This is a genomic window from Paenibacillus xylanivorans (assembly GCF_001280595.1).
Classification (GTDB): domain Bacteria; phylum Bacillota; class Bacilli; order Paenibacillales; family Paenibacillaceae; genus Paenibacillus; species Paenibacillus xylanivorans.
The window spans coordinates 26663-41528 of record NZ_LITU01000083.1 but is presented as its reverse complement, the minus strand read 5'-3'; the positions used below and the strand labels follow the sequence as shown (position 1 = coordinate 41528).

General features: G+C 45.5%; 15 protein-coding genes and 2 tRNA genes. 2 read left to right on the top strand and 15 right to left on the bottom strand.

What is annotated here, in order from left to right; genetic code table 11:
• Positions 1-105: 105 nt before the first annotated feature.
• Complete coding sequence (locus AMS66_RS29680; RefSeq protein WP_053784206.1) at positions 106-1254, bottom strand: sensor histidine kinase; 1149 nt, start codon at positions 1252-1254, stop codon at positions 106-108.
• A gap of 299 nt (positions 1255-1553) precedes the next feature.
• On the opposite strand from AMS66_RS29680, the gene AMS66_RS34815 reads away from it, so the two are divergent.
• Both AMS66_RS34815 and AMS66_RS29670 read left to right on the top strand, forming a co-directional pair.
• Positions 1554-1742, top strand: a complete 189-nt coding sequence (locus AMS66_RS34815) for a DUF6199 family natural product biosynthesis protein (RefSeq protein ID WP_053784205.1) — start codon at positions 1554-1556, stop codon at positions 1740-1742.
• Positions 1743-1886: 144 nt separating this feature from the next.
• Positions 1887-3083, top strand: coding sequence for an MFS transporter (locus AMS66_RS29670; RefSeq protein ID WP_053784204.1), 1197 nt, complete (start codon positions 1887-1889; stop codon positions 3081-3083).
• A 101-nt stretch (positions 3084-3184) separates the two neighbouring features.
• Here the strand turns inward: AMS66_RS29670 and AMS66_RS29665 are convergent, their stop codons facing one another.
• The 14 genes from AMS66_RS29665 to AMS66_RS29615 form a co-directional block, all read right to left on the bottom strand.
• Positions 3185-3514, bottom strand: coding sequence for a DUF1904 family protein (locus AMS66_RS29665; RefSeq protein ID WP_053784203.1), 330 nt, complete (start codon positions 3512-3514; stop codon positions 3185-3187).
• Between the two features lie 169 nt (positions 3515-3683).
• Positions 3684-3809 (bottom strand): sporulation protein YjcZ, encoded by a 126-nt coding sequence (locus AMS66_RS32095; protein ID WP_082350955.1) that lies wholly within the window; start codon positions 3807-3809, stop codon positions 3684-3686.
• Between the two features lie 115 nt (positions 3810-3924).
• On the bottom strand, positions 3925-4599 hold the full coding sequence (locus AMS66_RS29660; protein ID WP_181014179.1) for a hypothetical protein: 675 nt from the start codon (positions 4597-4599) through the stop codon (positions 3925-3927).
• A 177-nt stretch (positions 4600-4776) separates the two neighbouring features.
• A complete protein-coding gene (locus AMS66_RS32875) occupies positions 4777-4947 on the bottom strand; it encodes a hypothetical protein (RefSeq protein ID WP_160319747.1) in 171 nt (56 codons plus the stop codon).
• 84 nt (positions 4948-5031) lie between these two features.
• Positions 5032-6588 (bottom strand): hypothetical protein, encoded by a 1557-nt coding sequence (locus tag AMS66_RS29655; RefSeq protein WP_053784506.1) that lies wholly within the window; start codon positions 6586-6588, stop codon positions 5032-5034.
• 305 nt (positions 6589-6893) lie between these two features.
• Positions 6894-7091: a hypothetical protein gene (locus tag AMS66_RS29650; RefSeq protein ID WP_144424646.1), complete on the bottom strand. Its 198-nt coding sequence runs from the start codon at positions 7089-7091 to the stop codon at positions 6894-6896.
• A gap of 184 nt (positions 7092-7275) precedes the next feature.
• Positions 7276-8502, bottom strand: coding sequence for an exo-alpha-sialidase (locus AMS66_RS29645; RefSeq protein WP_407944588.1), 1227 nt, complete (start codon positions 8500-8502; stop codon positions 7276-7278).
• Positions 8503-8531: 29 nt separating this feature from the next.
• On the bottom strand, positions 8532-8900 hold the full coding sequence (locus AMS66_RS29640; RefSeq protein ID WP_144424644.1) for a hypothetical protein: 369 nt from the start codon (positions 8898-8900) through the stop codon (positions 8532-8534).
• Between the two features lie 277 nt (positions 8901-9177).
• Positions 9178-9251: transfer RNA gene (locus tag AMS66_RS29635), tRNA-Ile, on the bottom strand.
• Positions 9252-9307: 56 nt separating this feature from the next.
• A tRNA-Met gene (locus AMS66_RS29630) sits at positions 9308-9381 on the bottom strand.
• A 71-nt stretch (positions 9382-9452) separates the two neighbouring features.
• Entirely contained in the window at positions 9453-9617 is a 165-nt protein-coding gene (locus AMS66_RS33020) for a hypothetical protein (protein WP_167666091.1), read from the bottom strand.
• Between the two features lie 131 nt (positions 9618-9748).
• The gene (locus tag AMS66_RS29625; protein ID WP_053784199.1) at positions 9749-11200 is read right to left on the bottom strand and encodes an ABC transporter substrate-binding protein; all 1452 of its coding nucleotides are present in this window, start codon (positions 11198-11200) and stop codon (positions 9749-9751) included.
• A 21-nt stretch (positions 11201-11221) separates the two neighbouring features.
• The gene (locus AMS66_RS29620; RefSeq protein ID WP_024631213.1) at positions 11222-12085 is read right to left on the bottom strand and encodes an ABC transporter ATP-binding protein; all 864 of its coding nucleotides are present in this window, start codon (positions 12083-12085) and stop codon (positions 11222-11224) included.
• Between the two features lie 2 nt (positions 12086-12087).
• A partial coding sequence (locus AMS66_RS29615; RefSeq protein WP_236703680.1) for an ABC transporter permease occupies positions 12088-14866 on the bottom strand: 2779 nt, incomplete at its 5' end.

Genomic DNA, 14866 nt, shown 5'->3' with positions numbered 1-14866 from the left:
GTTTCTCCCCCATTCAACAATTGCATTATACCAGAACGCCAGTTCGCTAAACAATATAAAAAAATATAAAAAAACAGCCGACATTTCCCGGCTGTTCTGTATAGACTACCCCACGTTAGGAATCGCCTGTTGTCGAAGTAAAGGCAAGGTAACCTCAAACTTCGTTCCTCTTCCCTCGATACTCTCCACCGAAATTTGACCGTCCATCAATTCGAGCAACTCTTTGCAGATGGTAAGTCCAAGTCCACTGCCGCCAAATTTGCGTGCATGAGAGACATCTGTCTGCGTAAATGCTTCAAACAATTGATTCATTTTATTTTTCGGAATGCCAATTCCCGTGTCATGTACAGTGAATGCCAGAATAACGGTATTTCCTCGTCGCTCCTGAACATCCATCTGTATTTGCACTTCACCTTGTTCCGTAAATTTAATGGCGTTACTGAGTAGGTTATCCAGCACTTGCCGGAGACGCAGAGGATCACCCGTAAGTACATCAGGAATAGTCAGATCCGCATGACAGAGCAAGCGAATTTGTTTATTCCGCGCCGCAGGTTCATGCGTTTTAATAATCTGTTGAATCAGCTTCAACGGCTGAAATTCGATTTGCTCCACTCTCATTTTCCCTCTGCCCAGCTTGGCCATATCAAGACTATTGTTGACAATGTTCAGAAGTGCTTCCCCCGACTGGCGCGCAAGCTCCAGGTACTCTTTCTGCTCCTTACTGTTGTCACCCATGCTGACAAGTTCAATCATGCCCATAATCCCGTTCAGCGGCGTGCGAAGTTCATGATTCAGCTTACCAATGAACTCCAGCTGTCCCCTGCTGTTCATTTCAGTCAGCGAAGCTGCCATCCGCAACTGCTGCTCGGCATATTTCCGCTCCGAAATATCGTATTGAATTCCCACAAAAAACAAACATTCCCCTGACTCATCGAAAATAGGATCAATATTCAGTTCATTCCAGAACTTCTGTCCATCCTTTGTATAGTTCAGAATCTCTGTCTTGATCGAATGCTGCTTTTTCAACGCTTCGCGAATATGCTGTACAGTTTCCGGGTCCGTATCCGGCCCTTGAAGGAACCGACAATTCTGTCCAATCGACTCTTCCGCACTATATCCGGTTAATTGAGTAAAATATTCATTTACAAACATTAGAGGAAAATCAGGCAAGGTAGCATCGACTACGGTCACGGAAGATTTAATTTTAGAGATAATAAATTCCCATTGTATAGCGAGTTGATTGTATTTAGTCATGCTTCCTCCTTCATCTCACCAAACTGTAATGTATTCATTCTCCTAATGAAGCTATCGATAACCCGATGGTATGTGTTTATATAAAAACAATATAATTAATTGTAACATAGTTATTCAAGTCATGTGTTCCTTGGGTAATATCTGATAAATACATTCACAAATACTTATCATGTCATCAGGAGGGTCACTCATGAAATTTCTATTAATTGTCATTATTATTATTTTGATTGTTTTCTTCTTCACGAGACGTAAGCGTTAATTTTGAGGCGGTCATGTAAAATGAGGAAGGAAGATCGGGTATGAGAACCCTCTTTTTTATATTCATGACACTTTGTATCATCAATTTGTGCTTCCCGAAATTTGGATGGTACTTGCGTTATGGCTGGATTTCTCGGGGAGAGGCTGAGCCCAGCAGACCTTATATGGCTATGACCAGAATGACCAGTCTGTTAATGCTACTTATCGCTTTTACGCTCGTTGTGGCTTGAATTATAGAAACCAGAAAGACAGCTGTCCCTTGGGACGGCTGTCTTTCTGCCGCTTCAATGACGGGAAAATGACAACTTTGTTTGTGGTGCGTTCACAACGATACCCGTAATATATAATTATCGTTGTGGAAAGGACACCTTAGCATGAACATCGCATTTTATCCTTATTGGGCTGCCAAAACGCTGCTCTCCCTCATTAATGTTATATATATCATGGTTATTACGACGTTTATTTACGATCAGACCGGGTCTGTCCTTTACGCTGCGCTGTTTCCATTCATTCAAATGTCAGCGCGTATCGTGGCAGGGTTTACTGCACCACTGCTTGTGAACCGTTTCGCATTCTCCAGACTAATGGTTAGTATTCCTTTAGCCAAAACATTGATGATTACCGGGATCGCCATCGCATTTACCGATCTCACTGCTCACATTCCTCTTCTTCTCGTGGGAATAGCGATTCTGTCGTTTCTGGACGGATGGGAATCTCCATTAATAAACACGTTAACTCCCCGATTGGTTCAAGGAGAAGATCTAGTCAAAGCGAATAGTTTTCTCTCGTTCTCTACTCAGACCGTGACAATTATTGGATATGCGATGACAGGTTTCATCGTTATGTACTGGGGGGCTTCACAAACATTCTGGGCGGCTGCAACCTTATCCTGGGTTGTCCTGATTCTGATGATTACGATCAGCTCACTTACCCGTGACATTCAGGAAAAAGTCCAGAATTCCACTTCCAGATGGGATGTGTTAAGAGAAGGATGGCTTATCCTTTGGAAAAATCGGTCGTTGCGTCTGATTACGTTCATGGACATGGTTGAAGGTCTTGCTGGTTCTATCTGGATCGGCGCTATCACGCTTGCTTTTGTGAAAGAAGCTTTGGGCCAAGAAGAAGGTTGGTGGGGGCTTATCAACTCCAGCTATTCTGCAGGCACCATACTCGGGGGAATTCTGGCCATCGCCCTGGCCACCCGCATACAGAAGCACCTGATCTCCAGTATGGCATTAGGTTCTCTACTCTTTAGCTTGCTGACCATCGCCTACGGTTTAAACAGCCTTCCCTGGCTTGCTCTGGTACTGTGTGCGCTTATGGGTCCTGCTTATCAGATCCGAGATGTTGCTCAGCAAACGGCTTTCCAGAGCAGTGTGCCGGTCGAATCCTTATCCAAGGTATACGCAGTGCATGGGATTGTTCTCTCAGCTGCCATGAGCATATCTACGGTAATCTTCGGTCTGATTGCTGACCAAATGGGGGTTCGTCTGGTGTATTTGATTGGCGGTGCCTTATTCATGGTATCCTCCCTTTGCTCTTTCCGATTAAATCGAATAAAAGCGAAGTAATTATACGACATTGCTACGTAATAGGATTGAATCAAAAAAGACGAGCACACATCTGCTCGTCTTCGCTGCTTCCGAACATCATCGGAGCAGCCCTTTTATTCTCAATCCAATCGGTAATCTGTCAACGGCTTGCCTTGTTTATAATACAACGCTGGTGACAGTATATTGAAGAAAATATGCACATCAGGTAAATCCGCTTCTTCCAAAATAGCCTGCATTGAGGAAGCAATCCGATTATGAATCTCCTGATCACGTTGGAACATCAGGATCTCTACTGAAGCCGGGGAAGGAGTAAGAGCTTGTACGTCATGACGTTCTGCCTTCATTCTCTCCCGCGGAATATTGGTAATCAACGCAAATTGCTCCGTGATACGGGGTACAACTTCCTCCAATTGAGGTCCTGTGAATCCTTTAAAACGAATAAACGGCATTGCTATCCCTTCAATCTCTATTAATAGTCTCTTATGTGATTTTAAGCACATTGTTTTCGATTGTCAAATCTCTTTCATCATATCACTCTTTCATAGAAACGTGGAAAAGCCCCGCTGAAGTCTCAGCGGAGCGTACACGTAACCCGGTCCTCACCTTGTCTGTTCTGGCTTACAGCCAGAAAGATTTAGTGATGATGACGAGCAGGATGAAGAGTACCAGAATTGCGGCAGTGGAAGTACAAATACCGTGTCCTACTCCTCCAACATTATTACAACCATATCCAACATTACTCATTTGATTGGCCTCCTTTGAATTTCAAGGTATGCCATAACATATGTAGATTCTAATACCAATGTCCGGGCTATCGTCAAGCTCAAGTGCCTAATTATTGTATACTCTGTAAGTTGAATTAAGCCGAAGGAACGACTTGGATGTTCACATCATCTCCTGGTGCTCCATGACAGCAGTCTGCTGTATTTTGCTTGTCCAGGATAATCAAACGAGTACGTGTATCGTTTCTGGACGCCAAGACCACTTGCCCATCCGGAGCAATACAATAGGCGATTGGAATTGAAATTTCACTATCACGATACGAACCATCCGCATGGCTGGTCCCCATAACGATGCATTGATTTTGGACCGCCATCTGCCGCGCTTCTTCCATCCACTCTGTATACTGCACTTCACTGAACATCCCTACACCAATGGAATGCATAATCATATCCACTCTGCCAATATTCTCGTTGCGAAAACCTTGCAAAACCAGCTCGTCACATAACAAAGTGCTGATGGTCCAATCCTGTTCCTTAACGACCTCAGCAGCAGTATACTTCGCTTTCTCCAACACAGTCTCCCCAGCCTTGTTAATAATGATAGAACGGTCCTTGGGGCGTTCATTCAACCTGCGATGACCTGACACAATCATCGTTCCATGTGCAGCTGCCAGACGGCTAGCCTCTTTCACGTTCTGATTCAGATAACCTTCAGGAAAGAACAATACATCCGCATCCGGATGTTGCTTCAATTCCGCTTCCAGCTGTAGCAACTGTTGTTCCAGCTTGGGCTGTCCAATAATAATCTTCAACGTTTATCCCCCATTCATGAATAAAAGCCGGTTCATACCTGAATCAGGTACGAAACCGGCTTAAAGGTTGTACAGGCAGGCAGGCTTCCTGCCCATCGCACTTCGCGCTTCAAGAGTAATTGTCTTTTGTGTATCGCTCCGTCTAACAATTACTTTTACAGTTCACATGATATGTAATTAGGAATTCCTGTGTTCAATACTATCATAAAGCGCCTGCCCGTCATAACCTCGTTCTGTAGCTATATCTTTCGCAAAAAGTACCACATCAGCAGTCGCAGCTGAATTTGCGCCCAGCGCTCCCAAAACCGCCGCAAATGGATAAAGTAAAATGGTCAGAACCTTCTTCATATACTCATCTCCTCTTCCGTTTACAGGAAATTATTGTGTGATTATCCTAATAATACGATGAAGAGAAGTGATTTTCAATCATCTTTAAAAACATTCGAAGCTATTCAGCAAATCCATCGCTTCTTCATGCTCAGGTTCCAGAGCCAATACTTTCCGCGTGTAAGACAGCGTTTCTTCTTCCAGCTCAAGTTCATAACAACACACGGCCAAGTCATACAGCACAGCTGAATTCTGTTTTCTCGAATCCGCATCTAAGGACAGTTCCAAAAACCGCTTAGCGTCCTCATACATATACATCCCATATAACAACTGACCTGCCAGAAACGCTACACCTCCTTGCAGCTCCATTGCATAATATGAAGACCACATGATGTGAATTCCAGACTGAATATCAAGTATTTCCTCATCGCTTGCATCAGGTAGAAGACTCGAAATCCGGTTGGCGCTATGGATCAAAAACTCAGCATCATACCCGCCCAGACGCCAAAAAGGTATAATCTGCTTCAGCTCCATCCGCTCTACCTGATCATCCATCCATTCTTTCATACTGAAAAAATCATCTGGTCCAAACCGTTCAACAAATCGGTGATACGCCAGCCGCGTGTTCACGTATCCCAGTGGTTCGTCCACCATCAACATACATCCAACGTTCAGATCCTTATAATGATGTGTTGTGAAACTTGTGTGAGCTCCCTGACGGTCCAATATATATTGAATGGCATGATAATTCGCCGTTAAAGAAAAACTCCCATGAAGAACGAATTCAGGCGGCTCGGCAAACTTCCAGTTGTCCAGCCGATGATCCCCTTTGTCCGCAGTAATTAACACATACCCTGAATCTGATAACGTGTTCAACCTCTCAAGACAGGACAGGCCAATTGCCGGGAACAGAATGTGCGAGTCCTCCAACTCTTCCTTGTACAGTGCGATAAGTTCTTGATACGGATAGTTCTCTGCACTGTACTCAGGTGCACGGCGGTACTCATAACTCAGTGTCATGTTTTCCAGCAACTGGGCAGGTTCCGACCGAAGAGAACGTTCTGGAGATTGAACGAGTACGTCGCACTCATATATCTCGCCCTCGCCCACATAGATTAACTCCTGTGGAATACTGTCAAAAAAGTAATTGGCAATCAACAGCAAAGGTTGTTTCAGATCTCCTGGTCGAATAACTGTACCCGCCACCACCAGATTCAACTCGATATCCTGTATCGCGTCAAAGCGTGCAAAATCCAGTATCCCTTGATTAATAAAGGATTGCATGGACGGATGCTCTCTCCATCCCAACACATTATCTTCTACCAGATCGGTCATTACATATCGAAAAGCAGGCAACTCCAAGCCTGCGAAATCTTTCAACGCCATCAGTTTAAGTAGAATTTGGTGCGCTAAACGCCCTACTCCTGCTCCAAGCTCCAGAATGGTCACCGTTTCGGTTGTCTGCCCCTTACTTGCGAGGTCCTGAAGAAATCCAAAAATCATCTCGGCATATGCCGTTGCAATCATCGGGTTACTTGTTATGTATTGCGGAACCTGATTTTCTGTCCAAGCATGGAGTCCTTTCTGTTCATAATAAGCCCGTTGCCAATCCCATACCGGAGCTTCACTGAAACGGAAGCGCTGTCCTTCGTTTTGCGTCATTGATTGTAACCCTGCTTTCCATTCTAATTTCATAGACCGACCCTTCAATCTCTAACGCATTATAACATAAACTTCGTCTGGTCCAATCAAGGCCAATATTGTACTCCCCTAAAAAGAAAAAACCTGCCTTTCAAGGCAGGCACTATTCGTTAATACATCCATGGTTAAACGATAACCGAACTGTGGCAAGAGCGCTCAACGTTAGTCCAAACATTTTTTTGGAAATAAGGGCAATTAAAAGACACTGCCCGTCTATAACGGCAGCGCCTCTCTCTCAGCTTCAAACGATCTTCTATTCGAATGGCTTAATCAAGATTATGTTCTTTTTTCTCCATTCTTTCTTTTAATAATCGAATCTCCTGCTTCAAGCCCGAGATTTCCTTTCTTAAACCAGATCTTTTTATAGCCAATGAGAACACTGCATATAATATCAAACCAACCAGAGCGATGAAAATAAATATCATCAAAATCCCTGCAAAACTCACTGCACTTGCACCGTCCATCGTTTTAAATCTCACCACCTTTACTGCATATATTTCAAAATTATACCATAACATTCACTCCATCAGGTTCGTTTACAAATTCGTTAGTACTCGCTTGTCTGCCACAAAAAAAGCTCCGGTAGCATTAGGCTAGCAGAGCTTTCTCTCAGTGAATTATTTGTTATACTTTAGTACATGGGAGTAATCAACTTCCAAAATAAACATCCAATTTTCCAGTGGGCGGAGTCGTCGCCATCCAAACTGCAGCCAAATTATCGGGAGCATACGTTGTAGCGGTAATATAATCACCAATTAATACTGTGGGTGTCGGGGAATTGCCGTTGGGATTAAACGAAGTTGTCGTGAGTCTGCGATTCGTAAAGGTAGCTCCTCCGTCAAACGATTCAGCAACAAACACATCTAGAAGAAACCCATCAATTTGATTGGAATAATAAATAACCCTTACCGTTCCCGTGAATGGAGATACGGTAATGGAGGGGAAGAAATTTTGCGAACCAGCGGGTGCTCCGGTAATGCTAACGGGATCTGACCACAGAAGCCCATCCGGTGAACTGCACAAAAATATGTCGGTATATCCATTCCGCGCATCATTCCAGGTTGCATAAACAGTACCACTATAGGTTCCATTGGATATGTCAGCTCCCAAGCCCAGGTTCGTCTGCACTCGAAAAGCATAATTCGTCACAGGCAAGGGAGATGGTGCAGGCACAACAGAAGCGATCAACGTCGATTGTTGTTGAATAGGTGGCTGAAATGTAGCCCCTCCATCGTACGAGATGCGAAGTAAGGCGTACGGACTGTCCGGACCGGTAGTAATATACCCTGCGTAGACTTCACCTGTAAAACCTATAGCTATAGCACTTCTATCATGAAATCCTCTTGGGCTTGAAATTCGGCTTGGTATCTCCCACGTTGTGCCCTGATCCAATGACCTCTGCAAAAAAATGGACGATGCCAATGTAGCAAGAGGTGTATAACCCACATATGCATTGCCCCGATAAGGACTTCCAGGTGTCCGATCCACTGCAATATACGGTTCATCATTATGAACGATAAGCCCGTATCCCTTGTTCACAAACACGGCAGGAGTCCAAGTCACTCCATCATCCAGGGATGTGTAACTGATGATCGTACCGTCATTATCACCGTTAAATATGTGAACTGTCACTATAAATGTACTCGGAAATGTGTAATCAATGGTTGGCGCTTCTGCGCCAGCATATCCGGCAGGCTGAGTTAAAATTGTCGTTGACCATGTCTGACCCGTGTCCGTGGAGCGATAAAATCCAATGAGTGTCGGACCTGTACTTGTATCTACAGCAACAGCACACATAATATTAGGAAGCAACTCATTGGCAGCAATCGAAGGTTCGAATTGATTTCCTCCTAATGCCCCCGTAATATTTACCACTGGCAAACCGATCACCTCCATTTTATAAATTAAGGAATATTCGTAAATCGGTCAACCCATATCATTTCAGACTGTAAGACGCGTTGAATAATCCCCCCCGTTGAATCAATACCATATGCATGAATGATCGTACTCGTAGCACTGAAATAGTCACTTTGAACCTCATAAAAAGCCGCTGAGCTTAGAGCATAAATCAAACTTCGAGATGCCAGGGGTCCGATTTGAAATAAATCATGCCCTATTGGAATTCTAGCATTTTGAGTGGTATCCCACTTAAACACTTCAATCTCGATATTCACAGGAATATTAAGAGAATCATTTAAACAAGTCACAAGAATCTGAGTAGCCATACTTCCACCTGTAGGCGAGTTGTAAATCAATCCTGTAGAGTTTGGCAATCGAATCATCCCCCCATTTAAAACAGCAGATCACCTACAATATTTGTACGATCTCCTACTTTAAATTAGTACAGATCCTATGCAGAAAAGGGAATAAAACAAAAAAGCCCTACAGTAACAGCAGAGCTTGTATGTTCATGAACACAATAAGTGGTTGTGCTTTATATATTATTTCACATTTCCTTCGATCTTTTGCACGCGTTATTCTAGCTCTGCAATCTTGTTTATCAACTTGTGGACAGAAAAAAACCCTTGCATCGCAAGGGTTTTGAGAGAATGGGCCCTACAGGACTCGAACCTGTGACCAATCGGTTATGAGCCGACCGCTCTAACCAACTGAGCTAAGGGCCCTGAACAAAAATGTATAACGTTCAGATGATGGCTGTGAATCATCCAGTAAAACTAAATTGCGGGGGCAGGATTTGAACCTGCGGCCTTCGGGTTATGAGCCCGACGAGCTACCGGGCTGCTCCACCCCGCGTCAGTAAGAAATATTAAAACAGCGACTTAATTAATATACACCATTCCTATGCCATAAGTCAAGGGGTAATGTTAGGGAATGAAGCGTACCCCATACCGGCCCTTTTTTGAACGATATACTTCCACTTCAGCTGGCTCGTTATGACCGTAAATCCATCCATCCTGCTCCATTCGCTTCGCAAGACACCCTGCCTGAAATTTGGTTGCATACAATTTGCTGAAATATACCCAGTGCATTCTACTCGTCCTTTCTTGGAGTCATCATTTATCCCTGCTTTTGTAGAATACCCCAATTCCATAAAAATAGCCGCCAAAGAACTAAATCTCCAGCGGCTACATCTATGATTTTATCACAATATCATCTAGCCTTATTGAAACGTGGCTTTAGGATTCTTTTTCAACTTCTCAAGCATTTCGTTTCCTTTGGCTGCCCATTCACCAAGCGCTTCTTTTGGTGTCTTTTTGTTCTCAAGCACTTGATTGAAGTATTCCATGCCCTTGTCACTTACTTGCCACAGGTTCGGCATTTTTTGATAAAGTTTATCTGCATTGCTGTTGGTCGGAGGTACAGGTTTCAGCGTATAGAACGCCTGGATGTTGTAATCCATACCATCCTTCGGTTTAATGAAGCTCTTCCGGGAAACCATCTCATAACTGCTGCGTGCTTTGATCTTCGCCCAATCTTCACTGTTCATATACTTGATCAGTTCCCATGCATCATCAGGGTTCTGAGCTGAGCTATTAATGGCCATGAGGTTGCTCAGATAAATATTGCCTCCGATTTCAGGAGCTTCCGGATGAACCGGAGGTGTGACTACATCCCAGTCTACCTTCGTAAAGTCTTTCATTTTATCCGCGTTTTTATTGGCATCAATCAATTGGTTAATGTAGCTGTAATCTCCAATGACCATGGCTGTTTTGCTACCTAGGAACAGATCACCCTGAATTGGATTATAACGTCCGCTGTCATCCTGATCCTGCGGTTCGTCTCCTTTAGGGATGACTTTATCTAAGGCAAGCTTGCTTATTGTACTCCATACTTTCTCCCATTGAGGAGAATCTACGGTCATTTTTTCTGCTTTGTCATCAAAAATTTTCAGCTGCAGAGAGTTATAATACTGCGACATCGTATAGTACGGAGAACCACCTTGATAGGTACTGAACGAGAAGCCAAACACATGGTCTTTGCCTTCACCCTTGGTAAGACGAGTACCCAGGTTGAAAACATCGTCCCAAGTCATATTGTCCGTTGGAGGCTCTACGCCTGCTTTCTCAAACATGCCTTTGTTGTAGAACAATGCCGAAGAGGAGAACGTTGGCGTCAAAGCATAGATACTCTGATCTCCCAAATCCTTGATTCCTTCGAGAACACTTGGCACAATATCTGTAGTATCAAACTTGTCTTCCTGCATCAGTGGGTCCAGTTGTTTTACCATGTTTTCCTGAATTAACGACTTGATTGTCGCCGTATCCGCCACGATAACGTCTACCGGGTTATCCCCGGTCATAATTTTCTTCAAGCTTTCCATCGTATCTGGAACGTCCTTCTGCTCTTCCTGGTTACCATACCCATACATGCTGCCCTGATCTACCGCAGGTACCACTTCAATTGTGATATTCGGATGAGTCAGTTCAAATGCATCGGTAAACTGCTGACGGAAATAGCTGTCATCCTGGCCTCCCCATAACGTCGCTACACGCAGTACACGCTGCTCGTTATCCTTGGACTCACTCGCTGTACAACCCGCAAGCAGCGGCAATGCCAGACTGGCTGTAGCCAGCACAGCCAGCACCCGTTTTCCCCAAAACCTGTTCTTCATCTCCCAATTCCCCCTCTAAAATTATCTTGGCGGTGTAATAACAATACGCTCACCGTCAAATTCCAATGTGGCACGATTATCAATGGACAGTGCCTCCAAATACTCCTTGGGCACTTGAAGTCGCCCAGCCCGGTCAATGATGACAAAAGCTTCATGAATATCCGCGGCTCCTGCCTCAGACAAGCCATGTTCGTCATCCAGATTCGGATTGCGTTTCACGAACTCGGTGCTGGTCAAGCCGTCCCGAATCGCCACGATCCGGTCCACCTTGCCAGCGAGGGTTAGATCATGAGTAACAATCACAATCGTGACCCCGAGCTCCTTGTTCATTTTGCGAAAAATGCCCATGATTGTATCACAGGTCTCCGAATCCACCGAACCTGTCGGCTCATCCGCAAGCAGCAGCTTGGGGCGATTCGATAACGAGATGGCAATCGCCACCCGCTGCTGCTCCCCACCGGACAATTGATGCAGCTTGTTGTGCATCCGATCCTTCAGTCCAACCCACTCCAGCAACTGCATGGCATAGGCACGATCTCGCTTGCCTCCCAAAATCATGGGTGTTTCCACATTTTCCAGTGCTGTGAGGTATGGCAGCAGATTACGACCGTTATTTTGCCAAATGAACCCTACGGTATGACGTTTGTACTCTACCAATTGGGCATCTGTCATTTTCAACAAATCCCAATCTCCGACAACGGCCGTACCGGCTGTTGGACGGTCAAGTCCTCCCAGAATGTTGAGCAAGGTAGACTTACCACTGCCGCTGTTACCGATAATAGCCATCATTTCACCTTGATTGACAGTCAGATTGAGACCTTGAAGGGCAACGACTTCCACATCGCTGGATTTAAAAATTTTGACAAGTCCTTCGCATTGGATCACGTTTACCTCTCCTCTCCCATTTTGACTGCCTGGTGAACCCGCAGCCTGCGGATTTGCCACAGCAGCATTGTTGCTCCAATGATCAGCATGAGCACGGTCACACCATACAGTTGCAGCATATCTTTCTCTTCAAATACAATTCGGAACGGAGGTACCTGTGCGGACACATTATCTGTGGTTTGCAGGAAAGGCAGGAACAGACGACTGGATACCTGACCAATGCCAATACCGAGAATGATGGACAAACCCGCCGTGAACACCTGCTCCAGCAGCAACATACCGCTCAATTGCGCCCGGGATAACCCCATCGCTCGCAAGACACCGAACTGTACTACACGCCCTGATAGATTGAAGAACCAGTAAAGGATATATCCGATCAGGGAAATAATCACCGACACTAAGAATCCGAGACTCAGTATGCCGAACACTCCGCCCCTTGACGGATGTTTGCCCTGGGTCACCAGCTCTGTACGCACATCGCGTACTGAAGATAACTCAATGCCTTCCGCTGCAAGTTTCTCCATCAACGGTGCGACTTTGGCATCCGGCTCCATCTTCAGCCAGACCTCATATGGAATCAGAGGCACCTGATCATAGATATAATCCAGATTGGCAATGAAAAACGGCATTTGATCCGGATACTGGGCAGGCCAGTAAGGTATTATGCCAAAAACTACAAATTCAATTGCCTGACCTTGTATACCAATGGAGACGAGGTCTCCGGTTTTGAGCTTGAATTTGTCAGCAAATTTGGAAGAGATCAATACGGCCCCTTCATATTTGCCAAGCAAATCGAGGTACTTGTAAGGATGTGCCGGGAACAGATCGTTGCGGAACCAAGCCACTTGAGCAAAATCCACATTGTCGATCCCCACCAGCATTCCCTGTCCACCCGATTTGCCAGAGACAATAATATTACCTTTCGTCTGTAACACTCTTGCTGCATGTTCCACACCATTCAAGCTGCGGAATACTTCAAAAGGTGGCTCGGAATAGATCATCTTGGTAGGTTGTGAAGAACCACCGCCCCCACCTGATCCACCTCCGCCGCCATTTCCTCCGCCTCCAGAACCACCGCTACCATTTCCTCCACCTTGCTGTCCACCACCTGAGCCGCCGCTTTGTCCGGAACCCGTTGGCTTAACCTCAGGTGTACCTTCCCACACCGTCTGCATAATAACATCCGAACCATATCGATATAACGTGCGCTCGGTCGAGTTCAGATCAATGGTACGAGCCGCTGCCGAGTTATACACACCAAGTCCGAGTGTCAATACAAGCAGGATCATCAAAGGATAGTAAGAAGAAGATGAACGTGAAAGCTGTGTCAGTGTCAGATACAATGGAACCGGGAGAAACTTGCGCCCGATCAGCTGAATAAGCTTCAAAATCCACGGGAACAAACGCAGGAAGAACAGTCCCAGTGCAAAGATGGCGAGTGCCGGTACAAAGAACAGAAACGGCTGTACCTGAAGCTGATCTGTCGTCATTCCGGTCTGGAACGTCAACATTTGCCGTTCATAGAACAAGTAGTATCCATATCCCGCCAGCCCCAGCAACGCAATATCCAGGAACCAGCGCTGCCATACCGGCGCACGGTCCGTACGTGCCTGCCGACGCTTGGCTGATACAATCGTCGCCCGCGCGTAGGTTATTGCCGGAATGAGCGAAGCTATGATGGCCACCAACACGGCGATGAGACCCAGCAAAATCGCTTCTTTCGATATTCCAATCGGAATGGATTTTCGATCCACAAACGATAGGAATCCGCTGGCTGAACCGATGCTTTTCGCCATAAACCATCCAAGAAACGGTCCGATGACAAGAGCAATCGCTCCCAGGAATATGCCTTCAAGCAGATAAAGAGAGAATATCTGCCGGGCAGAAGCTCCGCGACTGCGCAGAACCGCGATGTCACTTTCCTGCTTCTGTAACGACTGTCTGGCATTCATGGCAATAAAATAAAAGACCATCGCAATCATCGGTGCTGCCAGTGTGAACAGCATGGTCTGCAATTGCAGACTCTGACTGCGGAATTGTTTCAGCAGATCGCCAAAGGTAATGTCCACTTTCGTATCTTTCAACCGCTGATACAGATCGATATCCAGCCTTTCCAGCACAGAGGTCAGTCCCGAGAGCTGGCTCGTTTGAATCTCTTTCAGATCAAATGCATAATACCAACGTGAATTCTGAAGAGGGATACCTTTCTCCTTTAGCAAAACATTATTAAATACTGATTCATCCACATATAGTCCGTTCATCATACCGTCAAATCCCTGTACCCAATACGGGCTACTAGGATCATCGGCTTTGAAAGAACCTGTAATCTTCACACGTAACGTAATATCGAGACCGCTGTAAATCGGATATTCCAGAACATCTCCGATATGCAGATCGTTACGATACATGCCCTCTTCCAGCATGACCGCTTCAATAGTATCGTCCTTGACCTGGTTGCCCGGCTTCACTCCCGCAGAATAATTAACCTGTGCATCCAGGCCAGTCATTGTACCCAGACTCATGCTGCGGACCCGGCTGGCATCCACTTTGGTTGGATCTTCCGGGTTCACCTCTGTACTGCGGATGGAACGGGAGTTCACATACGTATGAAAAGGAAAACCGATATCACGGGGCACATCCTCGCGAATATATCGATCCACCTCTTCCAGACCACGTGTGTCTGTCTTCACACCACCAGGTGCCTGGTAACTCATGAGCAACGAGCCGGCTGGCAGTCCCTCACTGTTATCCTGCAGCGTCTGGGCCACGACCCGCTTCAGC